The organism is Streptomyces sp. NPDC055815 (assembly GCF_053616475.1).
In genome coordinates this window covers 39,805-55,979 of record NZ_JBSHDU010000017.1, presented here as the reverse complement: position 1 = coordinate 55,979, position 16,175 = coordinate 39,805, and the positions used below count along the sequence as shown (strand labels likewise).

Sequence of the window (16,175 nt, the reverse complement as noted above, 5' to 3'; positions counted from 1 at the left end):
TGTTTGGTAGGTTAACGTACGGCCATGAGCAACGTCGAGGAGTTCCGCAGAGAGGCCCGCGGCTGGCTGCGCGCCAACCTCACGGGCGAGTTCGCCGCCCTGCGCGGGCGCGGCGGCCCCGGACGGGAACACGAAGCACACGCCGAACGCCTCGCCTGGGAACGGCACATGGCCGCGGCCGGATGGACCTGTATCGGCTGGCCCAAGGAGTACGGCGGACGGGGCGCGAGCCTCGAACAGCAGGTCGCCTTCCACGAGGAGTACGCACTCGCCGACGCCCCCGCCCGCGTCAGCCACATCGGCGAACAGCTCCTCGGACCGACCCTCATCGCCTTCGGCACCCCCGAACAGCGCGAGCGCTTCCTCCCGAAGATCGTCAGCGTCGAGGAGCTGTGGTGCCAGGGCTACTCGGAGCCGGACGCGGGCTCCGACCTGGCCAATGTGCGCACCCGCGCCGAACGCGACGGCGACGACTGGGTGGTCACCGGGCAGAAGGTGTGGACCTCACTCGCGCACGAGGCCGACTGGTGCTTCGTCGTCGCCCGCACCGAACCCGGCTCCACCCGCCACCACGGCCTGTCCTACCTGCTCGTCCCCCTGGACCGGCCCGGAGTCGAGATCAGGCCGATCGTCCAGCTCACCGGGACCTCGGAGTTCAACGAGGTCTTCTTCGACGGGGCCCGCACCCACGCCTCCCACGTCGTCGGCGCCCCCGGCGACGGCTGGCGGATCGCCATGGCCACCCTCGGCTTCGAGCGGGGCGTGTCCACCCTCGGCCAGCAGGTCGGCTTCCGCCGCGAACTGGAAGCCCTCGTCGAGCTGGCCGGGCGCAACGGCGCGGCCGCCGACCCGCTGATCCGCGACCGCATCGCCCGCGCCTGGATCGGCCTGGAGACCATCCGGTTCAACGCCCTGCGCATGCTCGACGGCGTCGCCGCCGGAGCCCCCGGGCCCGAGGCCTCCATCGGGAAGATCTTCTGGGCCACCTGGCACCGCGAGCTCGGCGAACTCGCCATGGACGTCTGCGGGGCCGCGGGGATGCTGGCCGACGGCGAGCCGTACGACCTCACCGACTGGCAGCGGCTCTACCTCTTCTCCCGCTCCGACACCCTCTACGCCGGCTCCAACGAGATCCAGCGGAACATCATCGCCGAGCGCGTCCTCGGCCTGCCCAAGGAGGTCCGCCCATGACCGGCACCCCGCCCCCCTACGTGCCGGGCCACGGCCTGCTCGCCGGCCGCGACGCCGTCGTCACCGCCGCCGCGGGCGCCGGCATCGGGGGAGCCACCGCCCGGCGGCTCCTGGAGGAAGGCGCACGGGTCGTCATCTCCGACGCCCACGCCCGCAGACTCAAGGAGTCCGAGGCCGAACTCGCCGCCGAGTTCGGCGCGGACCGCGTCGCCGCCCTGCCCTGCGACGTCACCGACGAGAACCAGGTCGCCGCCCTCTTCGACCTCGCCGTTGAGCGCCACGGACGCCTCGACATCGTCGTCAACAACGCCGGCCTCGGCGGCACCGCCGACCTCGTCGACATGACCGACGACCAGTGGGACAAGGTCCTCGACGTCACCCTCAACGGCACCTTCCGCTGCACCCGCGCCGCACTGCGCCGCATGAAGGAGGCGGGAGCCGGGGGAGTCGTCGTCAACAACGCCTCGGTGATCGGCTGGCGCGCCCAGAAGGGGCAGGCCCACTACGCCGCCGCCAAGGCCGGCGTCATGGCCCTCACCCGCTGCGCCGCCCTGGAGGCCGCCGCGTACGGGGTACGGGTCAACGCCGTCTCCCCGAGCCTCGCCATGCACCCGCACCTGGTGAAGGTCACCACCCCCGAACTCCTCGAAGAGCTGACCTCCCGCGAGGCCTTCGGCCGCTACGCCGAGCCGTGGGAGGTGGCCAACGTGATCGTCTTCCTGGCCAGCGGCTACTCCTCGTACCTGACCGGCGAAGTCCTCTCCGTCAGCAGCCAGCACCCGTGAGACCGGCGCCGGAGCGGCGCCGCGAGATCCTGGACACGGCGGCCGAGGTGTTCGCCGCCCAGGGGTACGACGCCACCACCGTCCGCCGCATCGCCGACGCCGCCGGACTGCTCGCGGGCAGCCTCTACTACCACTTCGACTCCAAGGAGTCGATGCTCGACGAGATCCTCCGCGCCTTCCTGGACGAGCTGTGGGCCCGGTACGACACCGTGCTCGCCGCCCTGCTCGGCCCCCGGGAGACCCTGGAGGCCCTCGTCACCGAATCGTTCCGGGAGATCGACCGGCACCGCGCCGCCGTCGCCATCTACCAGAAGGAGTCCAGGCACCTGCGGGAGCAGCCGCGCTTCGGCTACCTCGCCGGCTCGCAGCGCAGGTTCGAGGAGGCCTGGCTCAGGACCCTGGAGCGCGGCGTCGCCGCCGGGGTCTTCCGCACCGACCTCGACGTCCGGCTCACCTACCGCTTCGTGCGCGACACCGTCTGGGTCGCCGCGTCCTGGTACCGGCCGGGCGGACAGCACAGCCCGGAGGAGATCGCCCGCCAGTACCTGTCGATGGTGCTGGAGGGCGTCGCCCTCCGTGACGACACCGGACGTACGAACAAGGAGTGACCATGGCCGAGGCCTACATCGTCGAAGCGGTCCGCACCCCGGTCGGCCGGCGGAACGGCGGCCTGTCCGCCGTCCATCCGGCCGACCTCGGAGCACACGTCCTGAAGGCGCTCATGGAGCGCTCGGGTGCCGACCCCGCCGCCGTCGAGGACGTCGTCTTCGGCTGCCTGGACACCGTCGGCCCGCAGGCCGGCGACATAGCCCGCACCGCGTGGCTGGCCGCCGGGCTGCCCGAGGAGGTGCCCGGCACGACCGTGGACCGGCAGTGCGGCTCCTCCCAGCAGGCCCTGCACTTCGCCGCGCAGGGCGTCCTGTCCGGCACCCAGGACCTGGTGGTCGCGGGCGGCGTGCAGAACATGTCGATGATCCCCATCGCCTTCGCCAGCCGCCAGGCCGCCGACCCGCTCGGCCTCACCGACGGCCCGTACACCGGCTCCGTGGGCTGGCGCGCCCGCTACGGCGACCAGCCGGTCAACCAGTTCCACGGCGCCGAGCTCATCGCCGCCAAGTGGGACATCTCCCGCCGCGACATGGAGGAGTTCGCCCTGCGCTCGCACCAGCGGGCCGCCCGCGCCATCGACGAGGGCCGCTTCGACCGCGAGATCGTCCCGTACGGGGACGTCACCACCGACGAGGGCCCGCGCCGCGACACCACCCTGGAGAAGATGGCCGGCTTGAATCCGCTGGTCGAAGGCGGCCGGCTCACCGCTGCGGTCTCCTCGCAGGTCTCCGACGGGGCCTCGGCGATGCTGATCGCCTCGGAGCGCGCCGTACGGGAACACGGACTGACGCCGCGGGCCCGCGTCCACCACCTGTCCGTCCGGGGCGAGGACCCGATCCGCATGCTGTCCGCCCCCATCCCGGCGACGGCGTACGCGCTGAAGAAGGCCGGGATGACGCTCGACGACATCGACCTGGTGGAGATCAACGAGGCCTTCGCCTCGGTCGTCCTGGCCTGGCTGAAGGAGACCGGCGCCGACCCGGAGAAGGTCAACGTCAACGGCGGCGCCATCGCCCTCGGCCACCCGCTCGGCGCGACCGGCACCAAGCTGACCACCACCCTCCTGCACGAACTGGAGCGCACCGGCGGCCGCTACGGCCTCCAGACGATGTGCGAGGGCGGCGGCCAGGCGAACGTGACGATCATCGAGCGTCTGTGACGCTTCCCGGGTCGCCGAAGAGCTTCTGCCACACGGTGTGATCGGTGCGGGGGCCTCCCGGGGTCTCCGCTCCGTACACCTCGATCTCCGCCTCGATGTCCAGGGGGAGGGTCGGGGACGTCATCGCCGTCAGTTCCCCGGCCACCGCGTGGTCGGGGACCAGCCAGCACACCTCGAACTCGATGCCGTCCGGGTCCCGGGCGTACAGCGCCTTGGTGGAGGCGTGGTTGCTCGCCCCGGTCAGGGCCCCCGCCTCCGTCAGGCGGTCCCGCAGACGCCGCAGCTCCGTCAGGGTGTCCACCTCCCAGGCCAGGTGGTACAGGCCGACCCGACCGGTGCGCTGCCCGGAGCCCGGCTCGGGGGACTGGAACAGACCGAGGTCGTGGTCGTTGGCGGAGCCCGCCGCCTGGAGGAAGGCCGCCCCCGGGAACGCCTGCGGCAACGGCCGGAACTCGAGGACGTCGCGGTAGAAGGCGAGGCTGCGCTCCAGGTCGGAGACGAAGAGGACGGCGTGGTTCAGCCGCTGGATCGGCATGGCGGTTCCGTTCGGGTAGGTGCGGTTCGGGTGCAGAGACACAGGTCCGCCGGGGTGAAGGTACCCCGGCGGACATCGGTGTGTGAGGGGTCAGTCGGTGGTGGGCAGCGTACGGAGCGCGGCGTGGGCCTCCGCCATCAGACGGTCGACGAGCTCGGCGCAGGACGGCAGGTCCTCGATCAGGCCGGCGACCTGGCCGGAGGCCATCACGCCCGTGTCGGTCCGGCCCTCGACCATGGACGCCCTGAGCAGCATCGGGGTGTTGGCGGCCAGCAGGATCTGGCTCCACGTCAGGTCCTTGCCGTGCTTCATCGCCAGACCGTCGCGGACCATCTGCGGCCAGCTCATGCCGGACGCGCGCCGGAAGGCCGCCGCGTGCCGGACCGCCCGCAGCAGCGAGGCGGCCCGGCCCGAGCGCTCCAGCGCGTCGACCAGCTCCGTACGCAGCATCCGGTGCGGCAGTCCGTCCACCTTCGTGGTGACGGTGACGTCCGTGACCGCCGCGGCGAGGTAGCGGGCCTTCACCGCGTCGGGGACCGTGCTGTCGGAGGTGAGCAGGAAGCGCGTGCCCATGGCGATCCCGGCCGCGCCGTAGGCGAGTGCCGCGACCAGGCCGCGGCCGTCGTGGAAGCCGCCGGCCGCGACGACCGGGATGTCCACGGCGTCCACGACCTGCGGCAGCAGCACGGTGGTGGCGACGCTGCCGGTGTGGCCGCCGCCCTCCCCGCCCTGCACGATCACCGCGTCCGCGCCCCAGGCCGCGACCTTCTCGGCGTGCCGCCTGGCCCCGATGGAGGGGATCACGACGACGCCCGCGTCCTTGAGGCGCGCGATCAGCTCGCGGGAGGGCGCGAGCGCGAAGGAGGCGACCTTCACGCCCTCGTCGATGATGATCCGTACGCGCTCGGCGGCGTCCCCGGCGTCCGCGCGCAGGTTCACGCCGAAGGGCGCGTCCGTACGGGACTTCACCTCGCGCACCGCGGAGCGGAGCTGGTCGACGGTCATCGTCGCCGAGGCCAGGATGCCGAGCGCCCCCGCGTCGGCGGTGGCCGAGACCAGACGGGGACCGGCGACCCACCCCATGCCGGTCTGTACGACCGGGTGGCGCACTCCGACGAGTTCGGTGAGCCGGGTGGGGATCGTGGCGTCGCTCATGAGGGGACCTCCCGGTCGCGGAGCCCCTTCGGGTCGATCTCCTCGCGGATCAGCCGCAGTTCCTCGGCGGTGGGCTCACGCGTGTACGGCACCTCGTCGGGGACGGTCAGCGCGAAACCGGTGGCGTCCCGCACCTGCTCCACCGTGACGCCGGGGTGCAGCGACCGCAGCCGCATGGAGCGGTCCGGGGTCTCGAAGTCGAAGACGCCGAGGTCGCTGACGACGTCCGGGAGGCGGTGGTAGCGGGTCGCCGACGGCCCGGCCGCCGCCGCCCGGTCGTAGCCGACGCCGGACACCATGTCGACCCGCTCGACGAAGACCCGGGTCGAGTGCTTGGGGACCCAGTAACTGGTCGGGTTGTTGAGGGTGTTGACGGGCGCGCCGCGCACGCCGAGGAGCTGGCGCTTCGGCTGCGCCCAGTCGCCGATGCAGCTGATGTTCTGGTTGCCGTACCGGTCGATCTGGCTCGCGCCCATCATCACGTGCCGGCGTCCGGTGGTGACCAGGGCCAGGTGCTGGCGGTACGGCAGCCAGCCCTCCACCACCCGGGGCGCGGTGCCGACCGCCGGGACGTCGGCGATGAGCAGTGCCTCTCCGTCGGTGAGCAGCAGTTCGGGGGAGAAGGTGAGCTTCGCGAGACGGGCGCCGATCATCGGGACCGTACCCATCGGGCTGGCCAGGACCTCGCCCGCGTCCCGCCAGGCCTCGGCGCAGGCGACGACGCAGTACTCGGCCCGCGTGGCCGTGGTGGTGCTGTCGGTGCCGCTCACGCTTCCTCCTTCTGGAACGCCGCGACCGCGGCCTGGTAGGCGTCCTCGTCGCCGGACAGGAACCGGGCGGTGAACTTCCGCCAGGCCTCCGGGTCCTTGGCCGCCTTCACGTAGGCGCGCTGGAAGGCCTCGTCCCGGTCGTAGTCGGGGGCGCAGGAGGTGAAGTGCGCCCCGTTCGGGGTCTCCACGACACCGTCCACGAACGCCCGCTTGAGCAGCAGGGTCTGTGGTCCCGCGTCCTTGAGCAGCTCCGAGGTCTCCACGATCCGCTCGCAGGAGACGTACGCGGCGTCGGCGGCCTCGCAGAACAGGTCGTCGAAGTACGGGTCGGGGCCCAGGTACTGGCCGGTGCCGTGCGCGTCGGCACGGTTGAGGTGGACGAGGGCGGCGTCCAGACGCAGCGCGGGGACGGCCACGAGCTCCTCGCGGTCGTCGTACGGGGAGGTGACCGTCCGCAGCGAGGGGTTGACGGTCATCACGTCCGAGGCGAGCCCGGCCCGGACGGGCATGAAGGGCAGCCGGTGCACGGCGGCGGTGAGGCCCCACATGACCATCGCCTCGTCCAGCTCGACCAGTTCGACGTCACCGCGCTGCCGGGCCGCGCCGAAGTGCGGCTCCAGGGGGACGGAGTCGAGCGTGGCGAAGGCCGCGACCAGCTTGCGGATCTTCCCGGCCGCGGCGAGCAGCCCGACGTCCGGGCCGCCGTACGAGACCACGGTCAGATCGGTGACGTCCGATCGCAGCAGGGCCCGGACGAGCGCCATCGGCTTGCGCCGCGATCCCCAGCCGCCGATGCCGATCGTCATCCCGCTGCGGAGCCGGCCCACGACCTCCTCGGCGGTCATCGTCTTGTCCCTGCTCACGACTGCTCCTCCTGGTCCGTGTGGTCGGCGCCGCGCCCGCCGAAGGTGTCGCGGACCCGGTCGGCGACCCCGCTGAGGTTGGCCTCGAAGGTGAAGCCCTGCTCGAAGCGGTAGCTGCGGTGGACGTCCACCGGGTCGATGCCGTTGATCGCGGCCTTGGCGAGCCGGATCAGCTGCCCGTCCTTGGCGGCGATCTCCCGGGCGAGTTCGAGCGCCGCCTCGTGCAGCCGCTCGCGCGGGACGACCCGCCAGACCGAGCCGTGCCGGTGCAGCTCCTCGGCGGTGACCGTGCGCGAGGTGTAGTACAGGGCCCGCATCAGCTGTTGCGGGACGAGCCGGGCCAGGTGCGTGGCCGCGCCGAGCGCGCCCCGGTCGAGCTCGGGCAGGCCGAAGGTCGCGTCCTCGGAGGCGACGATCGCGTCGGCGTTGCCGACGAGGCCGATGCCGCCGCCGAGACAGAAGCCGTGCACGGCGGCGACCACCGGCACCTCGCAGTCGTAGACGGCGGCGAAGGCCTCGTAACAGCCGCGGTTGGCGCCCAGGAGGGCCTCGTGCCCGGCCGTGCGCTGGATCTCCTTGATGTCGACGCCGGCGTTGAAGCCGCGGCCCTCCGCGGTGAGGACGACGCAGCGCACCTCGGGATCGGCCCCCGCGGCGCGGACCGCGGCGGCGAGGTCGTACCAGCCCCGCACGGGGAGGGCGTTGACCGGGGGGAAGTCGACGGTGACGACGGCGATGCCCTTGTCCGGGGCGGAGGTGGAGACACCCATGAGCAGATCAGCTACCTTTCCACCAAACGTTTGTTAGGTGGAAGATAGCAGCGGTTCGCCCGCTGCGGGAGGTGTCCCTTGCCAGTCACCATCGATCTGACGGGATCCGTCGCCGTCGTCACCGGCGGCACCCGGGGCGTCGGCGCCGGGATCACCCGGGCCCTGCTCGACGCCGGGGCGGAGGTCGTCACCTGCGCCCGCCGGGCCCCCGAGAAGCCCGTCGAGGCGGGCGGACGCACCGCCCGCTTCCTCCCCGTCGACCTGCGCGACGCGGCCGCTGTCGCGGAGTTCTTCACCCGGGTCCGCGACGACCACGGCAGGCTGGACCTCCTGGTCAACAACGCGGGCGGAACCCCCTTCCGGATGCTCGGCGAGGGGAGCGCCGAGCAGCAGGCCCGCGTCCTCGAACTGAACCTCGTCGCCCCGCTGACCGCCTCCCTCGCCGCGTACGAGGTGATGCGCCATCAGCCCGGCGGCGGCTCGATCATCATGATCGGCAGCGTCAGCGGCACCCGGCCCTCACCGGGCAGCGCGGCGTACGGAGCGGCCAAGGCGGGCCTGGAGAACCTCGCCCGCTCCATGGCCGTCGAATGGGCGCCGCTGGTGCGGGTCAACACCCTCGTCCCCGGCATGGTGCGCACCGAACTCTCCCATCTGCACTACGGGGACGAGGACGGCATCGCCTCCGTCGGCCGCACCGTGCCCCTCGGTCGGCTCGCCGAGCCCTCCGACATCGGCGACGCCTGCGTCTTCCTCGCCTCCGAACGGGCCGCGTACATCAGCGGCGCCGGCCTGCTCGTGCACGGAGGCGGGGAACGCCCGGCCTTCCTGGACGCGGCCACGGTCAACCACTGAAACCCACCCACTGAAAGGCACTCACCATGACCGGAATGTGCAACGGACGCGTCGTCGTCGTCACCGGAGCCGGGCGCGGGCTCGGCCGCGCGCACGCGCTCGCCTTCGCCGCCGAGGGCGCCAAGGTCGTCGTCAACGACCTCGGCGTCGGCCTCGACGGCACCGGAGGCGGCGCGGGGCCCGCCCAGCAGGTCGTCGACGAGATCGTCACCTCGGGCGGCGAGGCGGTCGCCCACGGCGGCGACATCGCCACGACGGACGGCGCGGCCTCGCTCGTCACCACCGCCCTCGACGCCTTCGGCCGGCTCGACACCCTCGTCAACAACGCCGGCTTCCTGCGCGACCGCATGCTCGTCAACCTCGACGAGGACGACTGGGACGCCGTCATGCGCGTCCACCTCAAGGGCCACTTCCTGCCGCTCAAGCACGCGGCCGCGTACTGGCGGGCGGAGGCCAAGGCGGGGCGCGAGCCCGTCGCGCGCGTGATCAACACCAGCTCGGGCGCGGGCCTCCTCGGCAGCGTCGGCCAGGGCAACTACGCCGCGGCCAAGGCCGGGATCGTCGGCCTGACCCTCGTCGCCGCCGCCGAGATGGGCCGGTACGGGGTCCAGGTCAACGCGATCGCGCCCGCGGCCCGCACCCGGATGACGGAGCAGACGTTCGCCGAGACGATGGCGGCCCCCGAGGGCGCCGGCTTCGACGCGATGGCCCCGGAGAACGTCTCCCCCCTCGTGGTCTGGCTGGGCTCCGCCGCCTCGGCGGGCGTCACGGGGCGCGTCTTCGAGGCCGAGGCGGGTCGGATCACGGTCATGGAGGGCTGGCGCCCCGGCCCGACGGCCGACAAGGGGGCCCGCTGGACCCCGACGGAGGCGGGCGAGACAACCCTGAAGCTCCTGGCCGCCGCGGAGCCCCCACACCCGGTGTACGGCGCCCACTGACCGTTGCGGTCAGTCACTCGGCAACGAGCGGTGCCCACCGCCGTGTGGGCAATCGTCCCGCTGGGGCGGGACGGGTGGGCACACGGGACGGCGCCCTTCAGCGGCGCCTCCGCGTTCCGCGCCCTGACCCGCACCACCAGTGCGCCGTCACTCGGGGTGCGGGTTCAGGCGCGGGAGCCTCTGGCGCCGGCCGGGGCGCCGTTCCGTTGTGCCCACCCGTTCCGCCCCTTGCGGAACGCCTGCCCACAACGGGGGCGGGCATCGCCCGCCCGGCGTGGGGCCGGGGCGGCTTCGGGGTGGGCGGCCCCGTCGCCGCGGCCCCGTAGACCTTTCCCGCTCACCGGGAACTGGCGCTCCCGGCCCGCGGTGACCCCGGCCTAGCCTCCCCGCACAGCCCCAACCGCCCCGCAGGAGGGACCCGCCATGCTCACGGACCGCCAGAGAGCCGAGGCGGCCGAGCTGCTCCGCTCCGCCGAACAGCACGTCACGCCGATCGCCCCGCTGACCGAGGCGTTCCCCGGCATCGGCACCGAGGACGCGTACGAGATCCAGCTCGTCAACATCCGGCACAGGACCGCGGCCGGGGCGGAGGTCCGCGGTCACAAGGTCGGCCTGTCCTCCCCGGTCATGCAGCGGATGATGGGCGTCGACGAACCGGACTACGGCCACCTCCTCGACGACATGGAGCTCCGGCAGGAGGTCCCCGTCACCGCCGCCCGCTTCTGCGCCCCCCGCGTCGAGGTCGAGGTCGGCTTCGTCCTCGGTGACGACCTGCCGGGCGGGACCTGCACCCCGGCGGACGTCCTCGCCGCCACCGAACGCGTCGTGCCCGCCCTGGAGCTGATCGACAGCAGGATCCGCGACTGGCGGATCACGATCGCCGACACCATCGCGGACAACGCCTCCTCCGCCGGATACGTCATCGGTGAGGGGCGCGACCCCCGTGAGCTCGACCTCAAGGCGATCGACGCCGTGCTGACCAGCGGGGGCGAGCGCCTCGCCGAGGGCCGCAGCGACGCCGTGCTCGGCGACCCGGCGCTCTCCGTCGCCTGGCTCGCCCGGACCGTCGCCCGCTTCGGCGTGCCGCTGAGGAAGGGGCACGTGGTGCTGCCCGGCTCCTGCACCCGCGCCGTCGACGTGACGGCCGGGGCGACCTTCACCGCCGAGTTCAGCGGCCTTGGCTCCGTCTCCCTCTCGTTCATCTGAGGTGATCATGACCATCAAGACAAAGGCGACCGCCGCCATCGTCGGCTCCGGCAACATCGGCACCGACCTGCTGTACAAGCTCCAGCGCTCCGCGTACGTCGAACCCCGCTGGATGATCGGCGTCGACCCCGACAGCGAAGGCCTCGCCCGCGCCGCCCGGGCCGGCCTGGAGGCCAGCCACGAAGGCGTCGACTGGCTCCTCGCCCAGGACGAGAAGCCCGACATCGTCTTCGAGGCGACCAGCGCCTACGTCCACCGGGCGAACGCCCCGCGCTACGCCGAACTCGGCATCAAGGCCGTCGACCTGACACCGGCGGCCGTCGGCCCGGCCGTCGTCCCGCCCGCCAACCTCCGCGAGCACCTCGACCGCCCGAACGTCAACATGATCACCTGCGGCGGACAGGCCACCATCCCCATGGTGTACGCGGTCTCCCGCGTCGTCCCCGTCCCGTACGCGGAGATCGTCGCCTCGGTGGCCTCCGTCTCGGCCGGGCCCGGAACCCGCGCGAACATCGACGAGTTCACCCGCACCACCTCCCGCGGCATCGAGACCATCGGCGGCGCCGCGCGCGGCAAGGCCATCATCATCCTCAACCCGGCCGAGCCGCCCGTCATCATGCGCGACACCGTCTTCTGCGCCATCCCCGAGGACGCCGACCGGGCCGCCATCACCCTCTCCGTCAAGGAGATCGCCGAGCAGGTCGCCTCGTACGTCCCCGGCTACCGCCTGCGCGCCGAGCCGCAGTTCGACGACCCCAGCCCGGAGAACGGCGGCATGGCCCGCGTCGCGATCTTCCTGGAGGTGGAGGGCGCCGGCGACTACCTGCCGCCCTACGCCGGAAACCTCGACATCATGACCGCCGCCGCCACCAAGGTCGGCGAGGAGTTCGCCAAGGCGATCCTCGCCCTCGGCGCGTAAGGAGCACCCCCATGCCCTACTCGGACACCCTCGACATCCGGATCACCGACTCCTCGCTGCGCGACGGCTCGCACGCCAAGCGCCACCAGTTCACCACCGAGGACGTACGGTCGATCGTCGCCGCCCTCGACAACGCCGGCGTCCCCGTCATCGAGGTGACGCACGGCGACGGACTCGGCGGATCCTCGTTCAACTACGGCTTCTCCAAGACCCCCGAACAGGAACTCATCAAGGTCGCCGTCGACACCGCGCGGCAGGCGCGGATCGCCTTCCTGATGCTCCCCGGACTCGGCGTCAAGGACGACATCCGGGCCGCCCACGGCAACGGCGCGGGCATCTGCCGCATCGCCACCCACTGCACCGAGGCCGACATCGCCGACCAGCACTTCGGCCTGGCCCGGGAGATGGGCCTGGAGACCGTCGGCTTCCTGATGATGGCCCACTCCACCACCCCCGAGAACCTGGCCCGCCAGGGCCGCATCATGGCCGACGCCGGCTGCCAGTGCGTGTACGTCGTCGACTCCGCCGGCGCCATGGTCATGGACGACGTCACCGCCCGCGTCGAAGCCCTCGTCGCCGAGCTCGGCGGCGACGCCCAGGTCGGCTTCCACGGCCACGAGAACCTGGCCCTCGGCACCGGCAACTCCATCGCCGCCATCAAGGCCGGAGCCCTCCAGATCGACGGCTCCACCCGCCGGCTCGGCGCCGGCGCGGGCAACACCGCCGTCGAGGCCCTCGTCGCCGTCTGCGCCAAGATGGGCATCCGTACCGGCATCGACGTCCTGAAGATCATCGACGCGGCCGAGGACGTCGTCCGCCCCGTCATGGACGAGGAGTGCCGGCTCGACCGGCTCGCCCTCCTCATGGGCCACGCCGGCGTCTACTCCAGCTTCCTCAAGCACGCCTACCGGCAGGCCGGGCGCTACGGCGTCTCCGGCGCCGAGATCCTCCTGCGCGCGGGCGAACGCCGCCTGGTCGGCGGCCAGGAGGACCAGCTCATCGACATCGCCGTGGAACTCGCCGCACAGAACTGAACCGAACAGAAACCAGGAGGGACGAGATGACTGCTCTCAACGACGAGGTCAGGGTCATCGAGACGGGCAGGCCGCCGACGCGCTTCGCCCGGGGCTGGCACTGCCTCGGCCTCGCCGAGACCTTCAAGGACGGAAAGCCGCACGAGATCGAGGCCTTCGGCACCAAGCTGGTGGTCTTCCAGGGAGAGGACGACGGGCAGCTGCACGTCCTGAACGCCTACTGTCCGCACATGGGCGGCAACCTCGCCCAGGGCACCGTCAAGGGCGACGCCGTCGCCTGCCCCTTCCACGACTGGCGCTGGTCGGGCAACGGCCGGTGCGCCGGCATCCCGTACGCCCGCCGCGTCCCGCCGCGCGCCAGGACCCGCGCCTGGATCTCCCTGGAGCGCAACAAGCAGCTCTTCGTCTGGAACGACCCCGAGGGCAACCCGCCGCCCCCCGAGGTGACCGTCCCCGAGATCGCGGGCATCCACGGCCCGGACGCCGACCAGTGGAGCGACTGGACCTGGAAGACCCTCCGGGTCGAGGGCGCCAACTGCCGCGAGATCGTCGACAACGTCGTGGACATGGCGCACTTCTACTACGTCCACTACGCGTTCCCCGAGTACTTCAAGAACGTCTTCGACGGCCACGTCGCCACCCAGTACATGGAGAGCAGCCCCCGCGGGGACATGGAACTGGGCACCCTCAGCTCCGGCCGCCTGCGCTCCGACGCCTCCTACTTCGGCCCCTCCTACATGATCGACCAGCTCTACAGCGACGTCGGCGGCGGCGCGGAGATGGAGATCGTCCTGATCAACTGCCACTACCCGATCGACGCGAACAGCTTCCTGCTCCAGTACGGGGCGATCGTGAAGCGACTCCCCGGGATGACCGACGAACAGGCCGCCGAGGCCGCACGGCTCACCGCCGAGGGAGCCACCGTCGGCTTCGAGCAGGACGTGGAGATCTGGCAGAACAAGACCCGGATCGACAACCCCCTGCTCACCGAGGAGGACGGCCCCGTCTACCAGCTCCGGCGCTGGTACGAGCAGTTCTACGTGGACGTCGCCGACGTCAAGGACGAGATGACCCGCCGCTTCGAGTTCGAGATCGACACCCAGCGCGCCAACGCGGCATGGCGCGCCGAGGTCGAGGAGAACCTGGCGCGCCGCGCGGCGGAGACCGGAACCGGAGCCTGACATGCGAGCGGTGGAGTGCGCGGCCTGCGGCAACCAGGTCCTGTGCGAGAAGTTCAGCGTCGCCCACACCTCCGTGCAGTGGACGGCCGACGCGGCCGTCGCCTGCGCGGAGTTCCGGGACCGGGTCGGCCCCGGCGGGACCACCGCGCGGATGCGGACCTGCCGGGCCCTGCGGGCGAGCATCGACCGCGCGGTCGAGGACGGGACCCTGACGGTGAGCACCCTGGAGGCCCTCGATGCCTGAGCCCACCACCGGGGCCCGTACCCACCGGCTGCGCGTCGTCGAGGTGATCGCCGAGACGGCCGACGCGTACTCCCTGGTGCTCCAGGCACCACCGGAGAGCGCCGACCGCTTCACGTACCGCCCCGGGCAGTTCCTCACCCTGAAACTGCCCGGCGCGGACGGGAGGCCGGCCGCCCGCTGCTACTCCCTCGCCAGCTCGCCCCACACCGGCGAGCCCCTGAAGATCACCGTCAAACGGGTCGCCGGCGGGTACGGCTCCAACTGGGTCTGCGACCGGCTCACGGCGGGCGACGACCTCGAGGTGCTGCCGCCCGCCGGCACCTTCACCCCCGGCTCCCTCGACCACGACCTCCTGCTCGTCGCCGGGGGCAGCGGCATCACCCCGGTCCTGTCGATCGCCAAGTCGGCCCTGACCGGGGGCCGTGGCCGGGTGGTGCTGCTGTACGCCAACCGCGACGAGTCCTCGGTCATCTTCCGCGACGAACTGCGGGAGCTGACCGAGGACCACCCGGACCGCCTCCTCGTCATCCACTGGCTGGAGTCGCTCCAGGGGCTGCCCGCCGTGGAACTGCTGGCCGCCGCCCTCGCCCCGTACGCCGGCCGCGAGGCCTTCGTCTGCGGCCCGCAGCCGCTCATGGACGCCGTCGAACAGGCCCTGCGGTCGCTCGGAGCGCCCGGCGACCGCATCCACCGGGAGCGGTTCTTCTCCCTCGGCGCGGACGTCTTCGACGCCCCCGCGGCGCCGAGCGGCACCGCGGCCGAGGGCGGCGGCACGGCCGAGGTCGAGCTCGACGGCGAGACCCACACCGTCGCCTGGCCGGCGGCGGCACCCCTGCTCGACGTGCTCCTGGCGGCGGGCGTGGACGCCCCGTACTCCTGCCGGGAGGGCGCCTGCAGCGCCTGCACCTGCCGTGTCGTGGCGGGCGAGGTCAAGATGCTCCGCAACGACGTCCTGGACGACCAGGACATCGCCGACGGATACGTCCTGGCCTGCCAGGCCCTGCCCCTGACCGACCGGGTCGAGATCACCTACTCCTGACACGTCCGACGAGGAGACCGTCATGTCCCGCACCTGCCTGGTCACCGGAGCGGCCTCCGGCATCGGCGAGGCCACCGTGACCCTCCTGCGCAAGCAGGGCCACACCGTCATCGGCGCCGACCTCACCGAGGGCGACATCCGCGCCGACCTGTCCACGGCCGAGGGCCGGACCGAACTCGTCGCCCGCGCCCGCGAACTGACCGGCGGCCGGCTCGACGCCGTCGTCGCCTGCGCGGGGGTCGCCCACTTCGACCCCGTCACGATCAAGGTCAACCACTTCGGTGCCGTGGCCACCCTCGACGGTCTCCGCCCGCTCCTCGCGGCCGGCACCGATCCGCGGGCCGTGGTCGTCGGATCCATCGACTCGGTCCATCCGACCGACCCGGCGATCGTGGACGCCGCGCTCGCCGGGGACGAGCCGGCGGCCGTGGCCGCCTCCCGGGCGGCCGCCGACCGGGGCGAGGGCCACCTCGTCTACTCCTCGTCGAAGGCGGCGATCTCCCGCTGGATACGCCGCGCCGCGCCCACCGACGCCTGGGCCGGCGCGGGCGTCCCGCTCAACGCCGTCGCCCCCGGCGTGGTCGTCACTCCTCTGACGCGGCCGCTGCTCGACGATCCGGAGATGCGGGGGCTCGTCGAGCGGAGCGTGCCCATGCCCCTGCACGGCCACGCCCGCCCCGAGCAGATCGCCCCGCTGATCGCGTGGCTGGCCTCGCCCGAGAACACCCTGGTGACCGGGCAGACCGTCTTCGCCGACGGGGGCGCGGACGCGGTCCTGCGCGGTGACAGCACCTGGTGAACACACCGGAACCGTGCGCCTGGGGGCATCCCTGACGGGTGTGCCCCCAGGCGCACACCCGTACCCGTCGCCGCGGCTGCACCCCTGCTCGTACCCAGAGCTCGATTCGTCACAAGGAGACGC

General features: G+C 72.5%; 18 protein-coding genes. 13 read left to right on the top strand and 5 right to left on the bottom strand.

From position 1 onward, the window contains the following. The first annotated feature begins 24 nt into the window (after window positions 1-24). From ACWGN5_RS13995 to ACWGN5_RS13980, 4 genes are read left to right on the top strand one after another with little or no spacing between them, the layout of a single operon-like run. Complete coding sequence (locus ACWGN5_RS13995; RefSeq protein ID WP_453514532.1) at window positions 25-1,191, top strand: acyl-CoA dehydrogenase family protein; 1,167 nt, start codon at window positions 25-27, stop codon at window positions 1,189-1,191. Next, entirely contained in the window at window positions 1,188-1,976 is a 789-nt protein-coding gene (locus ACWGN5_RS13990) for an SDR family oxidoreductase (RefSeq protein ID WP_453514530.1), read from the top strand. Before ACWGN5_RS13995 ends, ACWGN5_RS13990 begins: the two co-directional genes overlap by 4 nt. Then, window positions 1,973-2,584: a TetR/AcrR family transcriptional regulator gene (locus ACWGN5_RS13985; protein ID WP_453514527.1), complete on the top strand. Its 612-nt coding sequence runs from the start codon at window positions 1,973-1,975 to the stop codon at window positions 2,582-2,584. The genes ACWGN5_RS13990 and ACWGN5_RS13985 overlap by 4 nt, the downstream gene beginning before the upstream one ends. A 2-nt stretch (window positions 2,585-2,586) precedes the next feature. After that, a complete protein-coding gene (locus ACWGN5_RS13980; protein ID WP_453514525.1) occupies window positions 2,587-3,744 on the top strand; it encodes an acetyl-CoA C-acetyltransferase in 1,158 nt (385 codons plus the stop codon). Here ACWGN5_RS13980 and ACWGN5_RS13975 read toward each other — a convergent pair. The 5 genes from ACWGN5_RS13975 to ACWGN5_RS13955 form a co-directional block, all read right to left on the bottom strand. Next, window positions 3,728-4,279, bottom strand: coding sequence for a VOC family protein (locus ACWGN5_RS13975; protein ID WP_453514522.1), 552 nt, complete (start codon window positions 4,277-4,279; stop codon window positions 3,728-3,730). The genes ACWGN5_RS13980 and ACWGN5_RS13975 overlap by 17 nt on opposite strands. Before the next feature lie 90 nt (window positions 4,280-4,369). Further along, entirely contained in the window at window positions 4,370-5,434 is a 1,065-nt protein-coding gene (locus ACWGN5_RS13970) for an NAD(P)H-dependent flavin oxidoreductase (protein WP_453514520.1), read from the bottom strand. Then, entirely contained in the window at window positions 5,431-6,204 is a 774-nt protein-coding gene (locus tag ACWGN5_RS13965) for a CoA-transferase subunit beta (protein ID WP_453514518.1), read from the bottom strand. The genes ACWGN5_RS13970 and ACWGN5_RS13965 overlap by 4 nt, the downstream gene beginning before the upstream one ends. Next, on the bottom strand, window positions 6,201-7,049 hold the full coding sequence (locus ACWGN5_RS13960; RefSeq protein WP_453514647.1) for a CoA transferase subunit A: 849 nt from the start codon (window positions 7,047-7,049) through the stop codon (window positions 6,201-6,203). Before ACWGN5_RS13960 ends, ACWGN5_RS13965 begins: the two co-directional genes overlap by 4 nt. A gap of 14 nt (window positions 7,050-7,063) precedes the next feature. Beyond that, complete coding sequence (locus ACWGN5_RS13955) at window positions 7,064-7,837, bottom strand: enoyl-CoA hydratase family protein (protein WP_453514516.1); 774 nt, start codon at window positions 7,835-7,837, stop codon at window positions 7,064-7,066. A 78-nt stretch (window positions 7,838-7,915) separates the two neighbouring features. Between ACWGN5_RS13955 and ACWGN5_RS13950 the strand changes: the two genes are divergently transcribed. From ACWGN5_RS13950 to ACWGN5_RS13910, 9 genes are all read left to right on the top strand, one after another. Continuing rightward, on the top strand, window positions 7,916-8,692 hold the full coding sequence (locus ACWGN5_RS13950; RefSeq protein WP_453514514.1) for an SDR family oxidoreductase: 777 nt from the start codon (window positions 7,916-7,918) through the stop codon (window positions 8,690-8,692). A gap of 26 nt (window positions 8,693-8,718) precedes the next feature. Next, window positions 8,719-9,630: an SDR family oxidoreductase gene (locus ACWGN5_RS13945; protein WP_453514512.1), complete on the top strand. Its 912-nt coding sequence runs from the start codon at window positions 8,719-8,721 to the stop codon at window positions 9,628-9,630. Window positions 9,631-10,053: 423 nt separating this feature from the next. Beyond that, the gene (locus tag ACWGN5_RS13940; protein ID WP_453514510.1) at window positions 10,054-10,836 is read left to right on the top strand and encodes a 2-keto-4-pentenoate hydratase; all 783 of its coding nucleotides are present in this window, start codon (window positions 10,054-10,056) and stop codon (window positions 10,834-10,836) included. A 7-nt stretch (window positions 10,837-10,843) separates the two neighbouring features. After that, a complete protein-coding gene (locus tag ACWGN5_RS13935) occupies window positions 10,844-11,755 on the top strand; it encodes an acetaldehyde dehydrogenase (acetylating) (RefSeq protein ID WP_453514507.1) in 912 nt (303 codons plus the stop codon). An 11-nt stretch (window positions 11,756-11,766) separates the two neighbouring features. Next, the gene (gene dmpG / locus ACWGN5_RS13930) at window positions 11,767-12,789 is read left to right on the top strand and encodes a 4-hydroxy-2-oxovalerate aldolase (protein ID WP_453514505.1); all 1,023 of its coding nucleotides are present in this window, start codon (window positions 11,767-11,769) and stop codon (window positions 12,787-12,789) included. A gap of 26 nt (window positions 12,790-12,815) precedes the next feature. Further along, on the top strand, window positions 12,816-13,970 hold the full coding sequence (locus tag ACWGN5_RS13925; protein WP_453514502.1) for a Rieske 2Fe-2S domain-containing protein: 1,155 nt from the start codon (window positions 12,816-12,818) through the stop codon (window positions 13,968-13,970). Between the two features lies 1 nt (window position 13,971). Then, window positions 13,972-14,214: a ferredoxin gene (locus ACWGN5_RS13920; protein WP_453514500.1), complete on the top strand. Its 243-nt coding sequence runs from the start codon at window positions 13,972-13,974 to the stop codon at window positions 14,212-14,214. Continuing rightward, window positions 14,207-15,253 carry a 2Fe-2S iron-sulfur cluster-binding protein gene (locus ACWGN5_RS13915; protein WP_453514498.1) on the top strand — a complete coding sequence of 349 codons (1,047 nt, stop codon included), beginning with the start codon at window positions 14,207-14,209 and terminating at the stop codon, window positions 15,251-15,253. The genes ACWGN5_RS13920 and ACWGN5_RS13915 overlap by 8 nt, the downstream gene beginning before the upstream one ends. A gap of 22 nt (window positions 15,254-15,275) precedes the next feature. Beyond that, window positions 15,276-16,052, top strand: a complete 777-nt coding sequence (locus ACWGN5_RS13910) for an SDR family oxidoreductase (RefSeq protein WP_453514496.1) — start codon at window positions 15,276-15,278, stop codon at window positions 16,050-16,052. The last annotated feature ends 123 nt before the right edge of the window (window positions 16,053-16,175 follow it).

Coding starts and splice junctions, on each gene's coding strand:
- ACWGN5_RS13995 (WP_453514532.1), top strand. CDS start 25: ATGAGCAACGTCGAGGAGTTCCGCAGAGAGGCCCGCGGCTGGCTGCGC.
- ACWGN5_RS13990 (WP_453514530.1), top strand. CDS start 1,188: ATGACCGGCACCCCGCCCCCCTACGTGCCGGGCCACGGCCTGCTCGCC.
- ACWGN5_RS13980 (WP_453514525.1), top strand. CDS start 2,587: ATGGCCGAGGCCTACATCGTCGAAGCGGTCCGCACCCCGGTCGGCCGG.
- ACWGN5_RS13975 (WP_453514522.1), bottom strand. CDS start 4,279: ATGCCGATCCAGCGGCTGAACCACGCCGTCCTCTTCGTCTCCGACCTG.
- ACWGN5_RS13970 (WP_453514520.1), bottom strand. CDS start 5,434: ATGAGCGACGCCACGATCCCCACCCGGCTCACCGAACTCGTCGGAGTG.
- ACWGN5_RS13960 (WP_453514647.1), bottom strand. CDS start 7,049: ATGACCGCCGAGGAGGTCGTGGGCCGGCTCCGCAGCGGGATGACGATC.
- ACWGN5_RS13955 (WP_453514516.1), bottom strand. CDS start 7,837: ATGGGTGTCTCCACCTCCGCCCCGGACAAGGGCATCGCCGTCGTCACC.
- ACWGN5_RS13945 (WP_453514512.1), top strand. CDS start 8,719: ATGACCGGAATGTGCAACGGACGCGTCGTCGTCGTCACCGGAGCCGGG.
- ACWGN5_RS13940 (WP_453514510.1), top strand. CDS start 10,054: ATGCTCACGGACCGCCAGAGAGCCGAGGCGGCCGAGCTGCTCCGCTCC.
- ACWGN5_RS13935 (WP_453514507.1), top strand. CDS start 10,844: ATGACCATCAAGACAAAGGCGACCGCCGCCATCGTCGGCTCCGGCAAC.
- dmpG (WP_453514505.1), top strand. CDS start 11,767: ATGCCCTACTCGGACACCCTCGACATCCGGATCACCGACTCCTCGCTG.
- ACWGN5_RS13925 (WP_453514502.1), top strand. CDS start 12,816: ATGACTGCTCTCAACGACGAGGTCAGGGTCATCGAGACGGGCAGGCCG.
- ACWGN5_RS13920 (WP_453514500.1), top strand. CDS start 13,972: ATGCGAGCGGTGGAGTGCGCGGCCTGCGGCAACCAGGTCCTGTGCGAG.
- ACWGN5_RS13915 (WP_453514498.1), top strand. CDS start 14,207: ATGCCTGAGCCCACCACCGGGGCCCGTACCCACCGGCTGCGCGTCGTC.
- ACWGN5_RS13910 (WP_453514496.1), top strand. CDS start 15,276: ATGTCCCGCACCTGCCTGGTCACCGGAGCGGCCTCCGGCATCGGCGAG.